The 16,573-nt window shown below is 29.5% G+C and carries 8 protein-coding genes and 1 pseudogene; 1 reads left to right on the top strand and 8 read right to left on the bottom strand.

Features of this window, described 5'->3' with window-relative positions:
- Positions 1 to 38: 38 nt before the first annotated feature.
- The 8 genes and pseudogenes from NT01CX_RS03410 to NT01CX_RS03375 all read right to left on the bottom strand — a co-directional run bounded on the left by NT01CX_RS03410 (position 39) and on the right by NT01CX_RS03375 (position 15,683).
- Positions 39 to 4,526 (bottom strand): DUF5050 domain-containing protein, encoded by a 4,488-nt coding sequence (locus NT01CX_RS03410; RefSeq protein ID WP_141640109.1) that lies wholly within the window; start codon positions 4,524 to 4,526, stop codon positions 39 to 41.
- Between the two features lie 82 nt (positions 4,527 to 4,608).
- The gene (locus NT01CX_RS03405; protein ID WP_011721644.1) at positions 4,609 to 5,661 is read right to left on the bottom strand and encodes a hypothetical protein; all 1,053 of its coding nucleotides are present in this window, start codon (positions 5,659 to 5,661) and stop codon (positions 4,609 to 4,611) included.
- Between the two features lie 15 nt (positions 5,662 to 5,676).
- Positions 5,677 to 7,134, bottom strand: a complete 1,458-nt coding sequence (locus NT01CX_RS03400; RefSeq protein ID WP_011721643.1) for an MBOAT family O-acyltransferase — start codon at positions 7,132 to 7,134, stop codon at positions 5,677 to 5,679.
- Between the two features lie 65 nt (positions 7,135 to 7,199).
- Positions 7,200 to 8,147, bottom strand: coding sequence for an efflux RND transporter periplasmic adaptor subunit (locus tag NT01CX_RS03395; RefSeq protein WP_011721642.1), 948 nt, complete (start codon positions 8,145 to 8,147; stop codon positions 7,200 to 7,202).
- A 161-nt stretch (positions 8,148 to 8,308) separates the two neighbouring features.
- On the bottom strand, positions 8,309 to 9,436 hold the full coding sequence (locus NT01CX_RS03390) for a TolC family protein (protein ID WP_011721641.1): 1,128 nt from the start codon (positions 9,434 to 9,436) through the stop codon (positions 8,309 to 8,311).
- The gene (locus NT01CX_RS03385) at positions 9,436 to 11,082 is read right to left on the bottom strand and encodes a TolC family protein (protein ID WP_011721640.1); all 1,647 of its coding nucleotides are present in this window, start codon (positions 11,080 to 11,082) and stop codon (positions 9,436 to 9,438) included. The genes NT01CX_RS03390 and NT01CX_RS03385 overlap by 1 nt, the downstream gene beginning before the upstream one ends.
- 5 nt (positions 11,083 to 11,087) lie before the next feature.
- Positions 11,088 to 14,206: pseudogene (locus tag NT01CX_RS03380) on the bottom strand (efflux RND transporter permease subunit).
- Between the two features lie 13 nt (positions 14,207 to 14,219).
- A complete protein-coding gene (locus NT01CX_RS03375) occupies positions 14,220 to 15,683 on the bottom strand; it encodes an efflux RND transporter periplasmic adaptor subunit (protein WP_011721637.1) in 1,464 nt (487 codons plus the stop codon).
- Between the two features lie 196 nt (positions 15,684 to 15,879).
- On the opposite strand from NT01CX_RS03375, the gene NT01CX_RS03370 reads away from it, so the two are divergent.
- Positions 15,880 to 16,539 carry a TetR/AcrR family transcriptional regulator gene (locus tag NT01CX_RS03370; protein WP_011721636.1) on the top strand — a complete coding sequence of 220 codons (660 nt, stop codon included), beginning with the start codon at positions 15,880 to 15,882 and terminating at the stop codon, positions 16,537 to 16,539.
- The last annotated feature ends 34 nt before the right edge of the window (positions 16,540 to 16,573 follow it).

Below are 16,573 nucleotides of genomic sequence, written 5' to 3'. Positions count from 1 at the left end.
AAAAAGCCAAGATATAACTCTTGACTTTTTTATCTTTATTAATTTTTAGGTATTACTACGGTTTTATAACTTGAACTAACATTCCCTTTACTTGATGTAGATATTACATATACATAGTATGTTTTTCCTTTTTCTAACTTTGATATATCTATTTCTTGAGAGTTTCCATTCCCTGTTCCAACTTCTTTAACAATATCATTGCCACTGATATTTGACTTATCAGCAGAAACTACTATCTGATAGTTGTTTACAAACTTTTCTTCCTTAGCCTTATCAAAATCAACCTTTACTTTATTTCCTTTAAGCAATACACTTATAACTTCTGATTTAATGTCTATTCCTTTTACAGTTATATAGAATTCCTTTTTAAAACTTATATCCTTATCTGCATCTTTATCCTCTTTACTTTGTTTAGGATCATTTGAGCTATAGGTAACTGTAGCTGTAAGCTTCACTGAAGTATTTTTTAATGGTCTTTCAACTTGTCCATTATTTTTAATAACCTCTGGATTATCACTTGCCCATGAAATTTTAACATTACCATCTACAGGTGTATTTTCAACTAATTTTAAATCAGAATCTATAACGCTACTTTGCTTTACATACCCACCTTTCGCATCTCTTAAGTATAATCCATTAGATACAGCTTTAGCAATTTGCTTATGATTAGCTGTAAATCCTGGCACTCCTACTTTTTCCATGGAGCTTTCTACTCTATCACACATAGCATTTATATCATATTGTCTCTTTGTAGTTGCTATACTTAATAAATCTTTTGCTTGTTTTAATACAGGATCTAATGTTTTATGTTGATCATCATTTAGCATAAATAAATATTGCTCTGCTTTAGCTATAGTCTTTTCTAATTTTTCTACATCTACTATTATGTTAAAGAATACAGGTTTACTTATGTTTCCAGCTCTATCTACAGCAACAACTTTGTAGTTTGTTAAATCAGATTTATTTGGTCCTGCTCCTTTATAGTGTCTGTTATATTCATCCTTAGTAATAGCTTCAAGTCCTAAAACATTACAATTGTAAGGCACTCCTTTATTTACTGTGAATACTTTTCCTACCTTTTGTTTAACTGCTATATCTAATAATTCTTTATTATAGTCTTCTACTCCTATTTGTATTATATATATACTAACAGGATCACTTAAAGTATTTATATTCGTAACATCATCAAATACTTTAACTTTAAATGAATCTTCTGGTTTTCTATCTTCAATTTTCAATTGATGTTTTGCTTTTTCTTCTGGTGTTCCTTGAAGTATTGTTTTTGTTGCAAATTCATCAAACATTTCAGGTGCTTTATTATCTACTGTTATGCGTTCTTTAGATAATCCAGATGAGCCTACTTTATTAACTACAAGAACATTATATTCTATATCTCTATAGTTTTTATTTTCAGGTTTCATTCCCATAGGAGCCTTAATTACAGTTGCTGAACCATCACCTTCTAATCGTGTAGCTATCTTTTTAAGTTCTTCTATAGGCCAAACAACATCATTTTCTGAACGCCAATTTTCTACTTTTTCCATTATATTTCTCGAAACGTTTGTAGGTATAAGCCATACCTGTTCATCCTTTGAAGGAGCCTTACTAAGCACAACATCTGATAACCCTTGTACACTTCCTTTAGTCTTTAATGTTATATTTTGTGGAAGACGTTCTTCTGTAACATCAAAAGTTTCTGCATCACTACAAACCTTACCTTTAACTACAGGACTTTTACCTCTATTATCACAAGTTGCTGTTCCTTCAAAGTCTCCTACAACATAAAGGCTATACTTTCCTTGTTTTAAATCCTTACCACTACTATCAGTTTTTATATCTTTACTTCCTTGCCACTTCTTTTGATTTGCAGTTATTTTGTCTATAGGTTTAAATGTATCTTTACTTATATCAATTTTTCCAGAAGACAAAGTATATATATCATAACTAGATCTTCCCATAACTTGAGATGGTTCCCATGAAGTTATAGCTAAATCTCTTCCATCTACTCCAAGTCCTAATCCTTTATCATAAAATCTAAATGCTTCTGCATTATCAATATCTTCTCCTGTTGTAATACCTGGTACATCACCATGTTTTACTTCTGTAGGCTTACTTTGTGCTTTTCCTAACCTAGTTACAGTTATCCATACACTTCTTTGACCATATTTATCAATTTCTAATCTTTCTATTATAGCTTTATTGAATTTTCCATCTCTTATTACATTAGCTTTTCCTAAAAGCTTAGTACAATCTTCATTATCATATACACTAACTACGTCCCCCACATTTAATTTAGGTGGAATGGATACTAGATTATTATCATATGGATTTTCAACTATAATAACATCAGAATTTTTATCTGGATTATTATACACATTTATAGTATTGGTTTCATTTAACATTTCTGAAGGTATTGTAAGTTCTAGTTTAATTTTTCTATTATAACCTACTACATCTCCAATGTAAGTTCTTACTCCATTTCTAGCTTTCGCATTTTTTCTATCCCAATCAACAGTAAATTGATGCATTGTATTATCATCCATTATTCCAGGAACTTTTAAAGGTAAATACTTATTTTCCATATCTACCAGCTTCATATTTACATCTTCAAAAGCTACTGTAAGCTTTAAATCGTCCATCTGAATTATATTATGTTGTCCATTACTTTTGCTTATTTGTTGTGGCTTTATAGTACCATCTGTATCTATAGGTATCTTGAATAATTTACCTTTAGCTGTAAAGTAAATATCGTCACCTACAATATTTATATAATCTACTGTGTCATTTACTAATTTATGTTTTTCTCCACTTCCATCAGTACGTATTTTATATAACTTACCATTATCTAAATAGTTACTATAATATATCCAATCTCCTACTACATTTAAATGAAATCCCTTATCAAATTCCCTTGTTTGTCCTTTTATTGGAATTGTATGACCACTTCCATCTTTTCTTACTTTACTTAATACTCCTGTACTTGAAGTATAATAAATCCATTCTCCACATACTTGAATTGAATTTGCCCATTCTTCACTTAATTTTGCAATGTATGTACCGTCTGTATTTAATACATAAGGTCTATGCTTATCATTTACATTTGTAAAGTAAATCCAATCTCCTACTACGTCAATATAGGCTGTCTCATAATCCAATGACGAGCTAATTCTGCTTTTTTGTGTTCCGTTAGGTCTTATCTTATATATTCTACCTCCATCAGAATGGTTACAGAAATAAATCCAATCTCCTACCACTCTAACATATGATGCCATATCATCACATATCTTTTGTCTTGCTGTGCCATCAGTTTTTATCTTATAAAGATTACCCTTATCAGAATAATTAGAGTAGTAAACCCACTCTCCAACTACATTTAAATATTGAGCATTATCTTTTCCAATAGCATTGTTAAACATACCATTTCTATCTAATTTGTATAGACTATTTCTATCACCTGTATTATTGTAAAAAACATACCCCTCATTATCTTCCACAACATATCCATTATTATTTATGTTTCCACCTGTACTTCCTCTATTGCTATCAGCAATTTTTTTAAGAGATGTTGTTTTACTTGTTGAGAATTGAGTATTTAATCTTCCTTTAGCAATAACACTTTTGTTATAGTTCAATATATAAATAGGTTCTACTAAATCTTTGGATGTATATGCTATACTATCTCCTATTCTCTTACAATCATTACTATGTGCTAATCTAAAATATACAGCATCCTCAATTCCTTTTACTTCTTTAACTGTAACAGTTACTACTTTAGCTGAGGAATTAACTGTTACATCAGATTCTACAGATGGAGAAATCAATTCATATTCTTCTTCCTTACTATTCCACTTGTATATAGACTTATCTCCATTTCCATCTACATAAACCATCTTATCATAATGTTTATGAATTTGATCTTTGTCTAATTCTATATTTCCAAATATATTTCTTACCTTTTGTTCTGTAGGTTTGTAGCAATAATATATAGTATATGAATCATTCAAAAGTTCATTCTTAAGTTTAGAGTTCTGAGATAAATAATCTATTGAATAAGCCATATCCCTAACCACTATTAAACCATCTTCAAATGGTAACCCTGCAAAAGCATTTTTTATGTAAAAAAACATTCTAACATTTTTAGAATTTTTCTTACCATCTTTTTTAGCTTGGAATGCTTCCTTCTTTACAGTAATAGAATATCTCTTACCTTGTTTAAAATTACTATTTGGCTTAACTATAACTGTTTTTTTATCTTTATCATCTTTGTCTAAAGATACGTCACAGTATACCTTTTTATCATTCTCATCTTTAATTATTACATCATCATTGTTTATACTGCTTAAATCAAGTTCTTTGTTAAATTTTATCTTCCACACTTTGTTTTCTTGTACAGGATCTTTTTTGTATCTTAACTCACATTCAGAATCTTTGATATTATCACTAGCTGCGAATGTAATTTTAGGAACACTTAAAAGCATACTTAAAATAGTTAAGCACATGACTCCCGTTTTACACCTACTTTTCAAACTACTTCCCCTCCATTACTTTATTTAATTTATAGCATTAATATTATCTTCGTTCAAAATTACCAAAAGGTTATCCTTATTTTTAATTTCTATTAAATATTTTAACTATTCCAGATGGTTTTACATGCATACCATCATAAAAATCGTTTTTAGTACAAATTACAATTTCAGGATTATATGATCCATATACTTTAATATTCTCCTTTTTAGCAAAGCTCTTAAAGTATTTCTCTACATCAACTACTATCTTATAGTTGCTAGAATTTATTAGCGTATCATAAACTATTGGATGATATGGAGTTAATAAAAACTCTATTTCAACCCCATCTTTTTTTATAAGATTAATAAATCCCTCAAATTGTTTTTTATAATTTTCATCTATATTTTCAAAATTTCCAAAACAGTAAATAGGATTTTGTGATGCATATTTAATAGCTTCTTTGTCCACTTCATCTACAGTTTTATTTCTGAACTTTTCATTATAAGATAAACTTCCATCCTTCTTTTTCACATTAGTATTACAGTATTCAAGTTCAGTAGGCGTATATCCCTTGTTTCCTTTATCAGTTACCTTCTTTAGGGAACTCTGAAAATATGATAATGATATAAGTTCTAATGTTTTTTCATCAATGAAACTTTCTTTATATTTATTATTATTTACTAAATTACTTACATAAAAATAATACTCTTTTATAGATTTCCACCTATTTTGACCATTGTTTTTATTTAATATCCACGGATCCAATTCTAATATTATCTTTTTAGGCAACTTATTATCCTTTTTATATATTCCATATACGGCCATTAAATCTTCTAATGACGCTCCAGAAACACTACTATTAAACATGTTTCTTTCATTTAAAATTTTTGAACTTACCTGCATAGCCCTACTTGAACCAAGTATAACTACATCTTTAGGATAGGAAAGATTGTCCACATAAAACTTTTGAAGTAATCTCTCATCATAATTATCTAAATTATTTACATTCTTATTTGTACCTAATATCTTTACTATTCCTTTTTCATAAAAACCTTGTTTATAAAATATATTAGCTGCATCTCCAAAATAGTTAACACAAACTATTATTATTGGTATTGGAAGCAAAAATATTAATCTTTTAATAAACTTTCTCATATTTTCTACCTCGTTTTAAAATTGAAAATAAATAAATTGAGATTGCTCAAATACACCAAATACTATTATTGAAAAAATAATCGCATAATAACATATCCATCTAAATAACATTGGACTTTGAGATAAATTTTTTATTATATCTATCTTTCCTTTAATTAAGTGTATAATTTCCATTATTAATATTGAAATAACACCAATAAAAAATGAATTTTTATCAAGTCCCAAATTAAATAAACTGTTTAATGCACTATTTCCTATTTCCACATTAGTAAATAAATTTTTCACTATATATATGGCATCCTTCATAGAATTTGCTCTAAAGAAAATCCATGCAAAATCAACTAATACAAATGTAATTATCACTTTTATAAAATCATGAACCTTTGGAATCTTACTAATCCCTATAACATCTACGAATTTTTTTCTAACACTTTTAGTAATATGCCCTATAATTTGATAAACACCATGAAGGGCACCCCATATTACAAATGTCCAACTAGCTCCATGCCAAAGTCCACTAATTAGGAAGGTAAAAAATATATTAAAATAATATCTTGATATTTTAACTCTGTTTCCTCCCATAGGTATGTATAAATAATCTCTAAACCAAGTAGATAAAGATATATGCCATCTTCTCCAAAACTCTGCAATAGTCTTAGAAAAATATGGTCTATCAAAGTTCTTCATAAGGTCAAAGCCCATAACCTTCGCAGAACCTATTGCTATATCTGAGTAACCAGAAAAATCACAAAAAATTTGAAAAGCAAAAAATACAGATGCTACAATTAAAGGAAGTCCCCTATATTCAGTGGGATTATTGTAAACAGTGTTAACTAAAATAGCTAACCTATCAGCTATAACCACCTTTTTAAAATATCCCCATGCCATTATTTTAAGTCCATCGGTGACTCTTTTATAATCAAAGTTATGCTTTTCATAAAATTGAGGAAGTAGCCTGTCCGATCTTTCAATAGGTCCTGCTACTAATTGTGGAAAAAAGGAAACATATAATGCATATATTCCAAAATGTTTTTCAGCACTTTTAGTTCCTCTATAAACATCAATTGAGTAACTTAAACTTTGAAAAGTATAAAAAGATATACCCACTGGTAACAATAACTTAAAGTTAGGTATACCATATGATAAATTAAAATGATTAAATACATCTCTTAATGAGCCATTAAAAAAATTAAAATATTTAAATACAAAAAGTATTAATAAATTAGATATAATACTGAAATTTAAATAAAATTTCTTTTTTGACTTACTTTCTGTCTTTTCAATATATATTCCCGACAAATAAGATATTAATGTAGTTGTAAATATCAAAACTATATATTTAGGATTCCAACTCATATAAAAATAATAGCTTGATATTAAAAGTAATATCCACCTATATTTGTGGGGAATTAAAAAATATCCCCCCACTACTATAGGAAAAAATAAAATAAATCCTAACGAATTAAATAACATAAATAATACCACCTTATACAATTGTCTTTTTTAAATGTAAACATTAGATATATTGTATCATAATTTTATTTATATATAACATCAACAATCATACCAGGTTTTATTTTTCCATCTTCATTTTCAAATTCTAGTTCTATAGAGTTAAAGTTTTTCTTTATATCTTCCTTTTTATTAATTTTTACTATAGTCCCAATGGCTTTTTTCTTTGAAAGAGGAACTATGTACGATTCTAATTTATCTCCTACTTTAACCTTTTTTAATAAATCGTCATTTATTTCTATTGTTGAATATATTTTGTCCACATTAACAAGTGTCATAATAGGAGTTGAATTTGATGCAACTTCACCTTTTTTCACATTTATATTTAATATAACCCCTTTAATTGGTGCTTTAACTAGAGTATCTTCAACTGCTTTCTTTGCTTCTTCGTAAATTTTTTTAGATTGCTCATAACTTTCATTTGATACTTTTATTGTTTCTTTTGCTTTTCCAACACTTATTTGTGATTGCTTTAATGAATTTTCGGCAATTTTAAGATTATCATTTAAATCTTTTTTACTTCCATTTGCCGCTATAATATTAGCTTTTGTTAAATTATAACTAGCCTTTGATGCCATAAGTGCATCTTCACATTGCTTAAGTCCAATTTTGGCTTGTTCTACTGCTACAAACCAAGTATCCATAACAGTTTTAGATTGATTTATTTTATCGTTTATTTCTTTAGAGTCTAAAGTTGCAACAACATCTCCTTCATTTACAATATCTCCAACCCTTACAGGTAGTTTTTCAACTGTAGCTGATATTTTAGGAACAATAACTTTATTTTCTTTTGCAGAAAATGTTCCCGTTAAAACTATGCACTTTGAATCATCTTTATTTTTTACAACTGAAGTTTTTGCACTCTTTTCTTTTACATTTACTTTATCTTCTGTTTTAGTTTTACCTGAACATGCTGTTAGTGAAATTGTCAATATAGTAGAATAAATTAATATTTTTAATATTTTTCTTTTCATATTTTCCACCTTTTCATAAATTTTCTTACTATATAAATATATTGTATATCACATTAATATATATTTACAAATAAAAAATAATAAATTTAAACCTAAGATAAAAACTCCCTTTTGATATATGTGATCTTACTTATCACACTTCAAAAGAGAGCTTTAAATTTCTATAGTGCCACTTTTATATAGTTTTTGAAATTTTCTACTGCAATATAATAGTCAAGTTTAGCATTGTCATATTGTAATTTTGCCATAAGCAAAGCTTCTTCTGCAGCATCACATTGTATTTGTGTACTTGTTCCGACTTTAAATTTTGTCTTTTCAGTTTTAAATAAAGTATCTGCTTTGTCTACATCAAGCTTTTTAGCTTCAACATTATTTTGAAGATTTATTATATTATTATAGTCTATTCTAACTTTAGATTGTATTTTTTTCTTTTCATCATCCATTTTATATTTTATTTCTATTAAGTCATCTTCTAGGTCATCTTCTTTAGACTTATAGTTTTTCTCTGGATGCTTTGCAACCTCATCATCATCTTGAGCATTAGCATAACTATGAGTTATATTTTTTTCTTGTATCTTAGCATGTTCTTCCTTTTCTAGATACTTTATAGTATGGTACTTTTTAAGCATAGTGTCTATAACACTTTCTACATTATTAATAGTAAAAACCTTATATGGAACTTCTGCATCCTTTAACTTAACCTCTCCAGTTACAGGTGTACCCATTTTCATGTTAAGCTTCAATGCAAACTTCTCTTTATCCGATTTAAGTTCTTGAAGCTTCACCTCTGCATTTTTGAGATTAGTTTCGTCTCCCACCAAACTAATAGATGCTTCTGTACCCAATTGAATTTTTTTCTTTTTATTTTCTAATTCACGTTTTAGTCTTTCGACAGTTTTTTGCTGTACATCTATCATGCGATTTTGAAGTAAAATTTTATAATATAACTCTTTTGCTTCAACAGTTATTCTGTCTTGTATTTGCTCTCTTTCCCAATTCAAATTACCTAACTCAACTTCTTCTTTTAATGGAAGAACATCCTTTTTTATGTCCTCATCATAGTTAGAATCATTTTTTCTTTTCTTTTCCTCATGAGTATACCATTTTTCCCTAACTCTAACTTTATCTTTATAAAGAGTAATGTCCGAGTTATTTTCAACTACATTGCCTACTACATCATTTACACCAAGGGGGGAATCACTATTTGCACCAAAAACAACTTTCCCACCTAAAGTCATAACGGAAACCAATAGTATTGATGTGGTTAAAATTTTTGCCTTCTTATTCATTAAAAATCATCTCCCCCTTTGATTTCTTTAATCTTTTCTGCTACTTCAATTTGAAATGCCTTTACATTTTTCATGTCTATTCCAATGCCACTTGCTTTTTCAAGCTTATAAAGGGCTATTTTGTAATCCCTAATGGATGTATCATAGTCCATTTGTGCCTTTGCCACTGCAAGTTCTGCATCCCAAGTTAGTCCTATTGCCTTAACTCCTATTTCATATGCCTTATTTGCAGCATCTAGTTGAATTTGAGCCTTTTCTAATTTCTTTTTGTTCATTTCTATTTCATTTCTTTTTTGCTTAACCTCTAAATACTTATCTTCTATATCACGTTTAACATCTCTTTTAGCATCACTTAATGCTAGTTTAGTTTCATCTATTTGTTTTGCTACATTCATCCACTCATAATCATCATCTACAAAATAATCTTTTATGGTTTCAAAGCTTCTTTCATATTCTTTTAAATCTCTGTCAGCACTAAAAATTTCATATCTATTTTTAAAAGCATCATTTAAATATTCTTGAAATCCTTTAGGTTCCCTTACTGTTTTATCAATTTTGTCCTTTAACTCTATATTAGATGTTAAATCCACTCCAAGGGAACTTTTAAATTGAATTTTTCCGCTATCTACAGTTCTCTTAAGGGAATCCACATCAAGCTTCATTTGATCAAGAGATATTTTAGTTAAATCCTTTTGGAGCTTAGATGATGTTCCTATATCATAACTTTTAGTTACATCATTGTATCCCTTTTGTATTCTGTCACATAGCTTACTCTTTACCCCATATCCATCTTCACCATAAAGAATTTTTGTATATGCTTCATTTACTTGAACACTTGCAATAGACTTTACAAGTTCCTTTTGCTTTACGGCTTTTTCAAGTAAAACCTGAACAGCATAATATATTTCCTGTGGTCTTTTAAAATCATAATACTCTTCTTCTTGGGTAAGATTTAGTGGTTCTCCTGTTTTTATATCTACTAGTGGATACTCAAGACTTGTTCCTGGCTCTGAAAGTTCAATTAGGGTTTTCTTTCCTGCCTCAAACTCTGCAAGCTTTGCTTGTATTTCTGCATACTGCTTTTTAAATTCTGGATACTTTTCCTTTGCAGCTTCAATAGTCATGTTTCCCTGTTTTAGCTGAGATTCTATAGCCTTTTTAGTTCCTTCTGCCTTTTTTATTCCAGCTATTATTTGATTTTTTTGTGCCTTCATTTCAGGAGTTAACTTATCTTCTGGTATTTTATTTAATGCACTTAATTTTGCATTTAAATCTTTTAATACTTCATCAGATTTTGAATACCCCTCTACTGCTTTAATAGCACCTTCAAGCTTTGCCTTTGCAGCCTTAAATTCAGAACTGTTTATCTTTTTCCAAGCTTCTTTGTAGTCCGCAAACTTTTCTTCAAGTTCTTTTACTTTATCACTTAAATCTTTTGCATCTTTAAATTTTCTAGCTATTGTATCTACTCCAGTGTCAACTCTTTTTATGTCGTTGCTATTTTTTACAGCAAGTGCTACAGCTTCATCTCTAGATAATTTAAGTGGTTCTTTTGAGGATGCAGCACTTACTCTTAGTGCCGCTCCCCCTAAGAAAATGGATGTAATACCTAAAGTTAAGATTTTTAATAATCTTTTATTTTTCATAATTATCATCCTTCTAAAGTATTTTCTTTCTTTATTTTTCTACCACCAAATTTAAAATTGAATTTAAATCCACCTTTATGTTTGTTATTGAACTTATCAACAGAACTTTCAATTAAGTTGTATAAAACAGGTATTATAATAAGTGTCAATAGTGTAGATACTATAAGTCCACACATTAAGGCAACTGCCATAGGAACAAACATAGGATTTCCAGATGGTATTATAGGTGCAAGTCCCATAACCGTTGTAAATGCACTTAGTATAATAGGACTAAATCTCTTTTTCATAGCATCCATACAAGAATCATTTAATGAATATCCTTCTTTTCTTGCCTTATTTATATATTCAATAAGAAGTATTGCGTTTTTAACAACTACACCAACCAAACTTACAATTCCCATAAGAGCCATAAGTGATAGTGGTTGTCTAAATATAAATAATCCAAGTGCGGAACCAATTAATGATAATGGTATTGTAAGGAATATAATAAATGGTTGCATAAATGAGTTAAATTGTATAAGTAATATTATATATATGAAGAAAATAGCAACACCTGCTGATTGACCTAATGTTCCGAAGTATTTTACTATGTCAGCCTTTTCTCCAAAGAATTCTAATCTAACTCCAGGTAAATCTGTAGTTTTTATTTTTTCTTCTATTTTATCTTGAAGATCAACGGCGTTTCCACCTGGTTTAATATCCGCATAAACATTTATACAATCTTCTTTATTATATCTTTTTATAGTATCAATTTGTGTCTGTAGGTTAATTGTAGCAATTTCTTTTAATAAAACTTTGTGTCCTGCAAGAGTAGATTTTACAGCTAGATTTTCAAGTTTTTCTTTGCTATCTATATTACTCTTTACAATAATACTAAATTCTTTACCATTCTTTCTATAAACAGAACCTTCTGTTCCTCTTAAAGCTATGTTTATTTGTCTTTCTATATCGTATTTAATAATACCAAGTTGTGACGCCATATCAGAATCAATATCTACTTTATATTGATATGTTCTATCCGCTGCATCATCACGAACTTTAGTTGCACCATCAATTTGCCTAATTAATCCTTGAAGTTTTTCTGATGCTGCATATAATTTTTCCATATCATCACCTATAACTCTTATACCTATAGGAGCTTCTTTAGGTAATGCATATTGAAGTGGATAAACTGTACATTTAGCACCAACTATTTCAGAATCTAATTTTTCTTGAAGGAAATTTGCAAACTCTGCATTATCCTTAAATCTTCCACCCTTTTTAAGATCAAAATCAATCTTTGTTTGAGCAAAGTCATTAGATGGTACTGAAGGAGGCATTGCAACCCAGAATTTTGGAAGTCCATCTCCAATTCCTGTTGAATAACTCTTAACTTCAGGTTGTGCTTTTAATACCTTCTCTACAACCTTTGATAAATTTTCAGTTGCTTTTATGTCACCTTTTTTCTCAATTGTAGTATTTATATACATCATATTTTTATTGGCATATGGGAAAAACTGAAGTCCTAAAGTTGTTGTAATAAATGCTGCCACTGCTAGCATACCAAGAGAAATTAAAATAGTAAGCTTTCTCTTTTTAAGTCCAAAACTCAATGCATTTTCAAAGAATTTTTCAACTTTTTTCATTATCTTACCTTGTTTTGCATCTGATGTTTTCTTGTAACAAACTGCAGCTAATGCAGGGGTTATAAGCATAGCACATATATAAGACGCAATAAGGGATATTATAACAACCTTTGGTATACTCTCAACGTACTTTCCTGGAACTCCCGGTATTGTAAGTAATGGAGCAAAGGATGCAACTGTTGTAAGTGTTGAAGTAAATATAGGAATTGATGATTCTTTAGCACCTTCAAGGGCGGCTCGCACATTGTCAACTCCTTGATTTATCTTAACTTGAACAACGTCACTTATTACTATTGCATTATCAACCAGTATTCCCAGGGCAATAATAAGTGCCATAGTTGATATTTGGTGTACCTTTATTCCAGCAAAGTGCATCATTATAAAACTTAGAAGTATTGATATTGGAAGTGCTGTTGATACAACTATTGAGTTTCTAACACCAACACCTGCAAATATAACTACAATAACCAATATAATACCTTCTATTAAGTTAGTCATAAAATCAGAAACAGCATTATCAACATCTGTAGGTTGATATAATACTTCATAAAAATTCAAGTCATTTGGAAGCGTCTTTTTAATTGATTCAATTTCACGTCTTACATCTTTACCAATTAAAACTACGTTTTTGTTATCTTCAAAGTGACCTGTTAATAATATAGATTTTTTACCATCCTGTTTGTACTTAACATCATCTTGGTCATAATCCATATATATTTTTGCAATATCTTTAAGTCTTACTATTGCACCAGTGTCCTCTGACACATATACAACTACATTTTCTATATCTTTTATAGAATCGAAACCATTGCTTGTAATTACATCAATTTTTGAAGTTTTACTTTCAATAGCTCCTGGTGGTATTTTAACATTTTGCACCTTAAGTGCTTTTGTAACATCCTCTAATGATATTGGATAATTTTTTAATTTATCCATGTCCACATCAACTTTAACTTGTTTATCAAGCTTACCATCAATATCAAAACTGTTACACCTTCAATTTTACTTAATCTTCTGTTAATTTCTTCAGCATAACTATCTAATTGGTCGTAAGAGTAATTGTCTCCTGATAAACTTATTATCATTCCTGCTGTTGAAACCAAATCTGTATTTATTTGACTTGGAAAACATTCAGCTGGTAGTTCTGATTTTTTATCGTTTATCTTATCCCTAAGTTCTCTCCAAGCTTTATCATCATCTGCTGTATCTTTTAAATAAACAATTAATACAGATACACTATTTTTAGAATATGATTCCACATAATCAAAACCATCTATTTCCGATGCTGCATCCTCAAGCTTTTTAGTAACTAAGTTCTTAACGTCCTCAGGAGTTCCCCCTGGATATATAGTTAAAACTCTTGCTATTCCAACAGAAGCATCAGGATTTTCTTGCTTTGGTATTACTCTATATATGCCTAATCCAAAAATCAGTATTAATACCGTTAAAAATATGGTTATTTTTCGGTGTTTAATTGCACTCTCAACTAACCCTGACATATTTCCACCTCTTTTATTTTGCTATTTTAACTTTGTAACCTGGCTTAATATTTTTTAATCCCTCAGTTACAACTTGTTCGCCAACTGATACTCCTTTTATTAAAACTTTATCTCCAAATATGCTAGAGATTGTAATATTTTTTCTTGCAACTCTGCCCTTTTCTACTGTATAAACATAATCTTCTCCATCATTTAAAACAACTGTAACTGGTAACCAAATACCTTTTTCCTGTGCAAGTTTAATACTTACATTAGCTACAGTACCAACATAAAATTTATCCTTTGGAAGCTGTTTATCCATTCTTATTTTTGCTTTATAAGTTCTGCTTTTTGGATCTGGTACTTGCTCTATTTCAGCTATACTACCAGTTGTCTTTAAATCATTTATAGCTATATCTGCTTTTGCACCTACTTTTATCTTTTCTATATCATTTTGAGCTACACCAATATCAATTACTTGGTCATCTGTTCTTATAACTACTACTGGATATCCTGCTGCTACATTTTCACCAGCTTTGTTTAAAACCTTAACTACATATCCTGAAACACTTGCTCTTAACACAGTATCATCAAGCATACTTTGTTTTGACTCATATTGAGTTTGAGCAGATTCACGCATACCTTGTGCTGCTGCACTTTGTCCTTGCGCTGCATTTCTTTGTCCAAGGGCTGCATTGTATTGTCCTTGTGCTGCACTATACTGTGATTTTGCAGCTTCAAGTTGTGCTTTTGCAGCATTATAACCTGCTAAAGCTGCTCTCTTATCTTCTTCTCTAGCACCATTTTCTGCTTTAGCTAAAAGTTCCTTCTTATTGTCTAAATCTACTTTGGCACTATCTCTTTTTATTTTTATATCATCTAATTGTTGTTTTGACACAATACCTTCTTTATAAAGCTTTTCTATTCTTCCATAACTTTTTTCTGCGTATTCATAAGTATCTTCTGCATTTTTAACTGCAAGTCTTGCTCTATTTATGTCTTCTGCCTGAGCACCATTTAAAGCCTTATCATATTGAGCTTTTGATGCATCAACCTTAGCTTGTGCCATAGCTATTTGTTTTTGTGCAGCCTGCATTTGACCTTTAGCTGCTTCTGCTTGACCACCTGCTGCTTCTGCCTGACCATTAGCTGCTGAAACTTGCCCATTAGCTGCTTCAAGCTGTCCTCTTGCACCATTTACAGCAAAATTATAGTCTTTAGTATCAAGCTGACCTAATGCTTCTCCTGCACTTACATAATCTCCTTCTTTAACATTAAGCTGCGCAATCTTTCCAGGTAATTTGAAACTTAGCTTAATATTATCTGTAGAATTTGTATTACCTAAGTATTGTAGTAAAATTGGATTCTCTTCTTCATGGGCACCCATAACTTTTACCGGTAATACCTTTTCTTCTTCCCCTGATGCATTTTTCTTAGCACACCCAGTCATAGGGAAAATCATAAGTGCTGTAACTAAAAGTGAAATTATCTTTTTCATTGAACTCCCCCCAGAAGTTTTTTACTATAGCGACCACCTTGTCGCATAATCTAAAACAATATTACCACAGCAAGAAAATCATGTCAATAATCCCAGTATTAACTTTCCATAAATTTGCATTGACATTTTTCTCCAACTGTTTTATACTGACAATGTATTAAGTGACTACCTGGTCACTTTCCAAGGAGGTGATCTTTTGCCAAAACAAACTTTTTTGAATTTATCTAGCGAACGCCAAAAGGAAATTATAAATATTTCTTTAAAAGAATTTTCAAGTCATAATTTCGAGACCGCTTCCATGAATAAGATAATAACTGAACTTGGAATCGCAAAAGGAAGTTTTTATAGATATTTTAAAAATAAAAATGACTTATACTTATTTTTACTTGATTATGCCGTAGACAAAAAAATAGATTATTTAGAACGTCATATAGATACAGAAAGTAATAATTTTTTTGAGATATATAGGAGCGTAGTTTTTAATTACATGAAATTTGATTTAACTTTTCCTATAATGAGTAAATTTTTAAGAAGTGCTGTTGAAAATAGAGATATTGAGCAGACAAAAATATTAAATTCTTTAAATGGAAAAACTTTTATAGAAAATGTAGTTATTCACGGACAGGAACAGGGACAAATAAAGAAAACACTATCTGTAGACTTTATTATTCTTTGTATAATTAACTTGTCAGAATCTATTATTAACTACATAAAATTAAAACTAGGAATTGATTATAAAGATCTTTTAAATATGCTAGATGGCAAAGCTATTCATTATAAAAATCAACTAGAAGATATATTTAACCAATTAATGTCAGTTTTAGAAACAGGATTAAAGCCAGTGGAAATTCATTAATTTCCACTGACTTTAATCCTTGTCCTTTAATTTA

Source organism: Clostridium novyi NT (genome assembly GCF_000014125.1).
GTDB lineage: Bacteria > Bacillota > Clostridia > Clostridiales > Clostridiaceae > Clostridium_H > Clostridium_H novyi.
Note: the sequence above shows the minus strand (reverse complement) of the source record. Positions and strands in the feature narration are given on the sequence as shown.

Coding starts and splice junctions, on each gene's coding strand:
- NT01CX_RS03395 (WP_011721642.1), bottom strand. CDS start 8,147: ATGAAAAGAAAAATATTAAAAATATTAATTTATTCTACTATATTGACA.
- NT01CX_RS03400 (WP_011721643.1), bottom strand. CDS start 7,134: ATGTTATTTAATTCGTTAGGATTTATTTTATTTTTTCCTATAGTAGTG.
- NT01CX_RS03385 (WP_011721640.1), bottom strand. CDS start 11,082: ATGAAAAATAAAAGATTATTAAAAATCTTAACTTTAGGTATTACATCC.
- NT01CX_RS03375 (WP_011721637.1), bottom strand. CDS start 15,683: ATGAAAAAGATAATTTCACTTTTAGTTACAGCACTTATGATTTTCCCT.
- NT01CX_RS03405 (WP_011721644.1), bottom strand. CDS start 5,661: ATGAGAAAGTTTATTAAAAGATTAATATTTTTGCTTCCAATACCAATA.
- NT01CX_RS03390 (WP_011721641.1), bottom strand. CDS start 9,436: ATGAATAAGAAGGCAAAAATTTTAACCACATCAATACTATTGGTTTCC.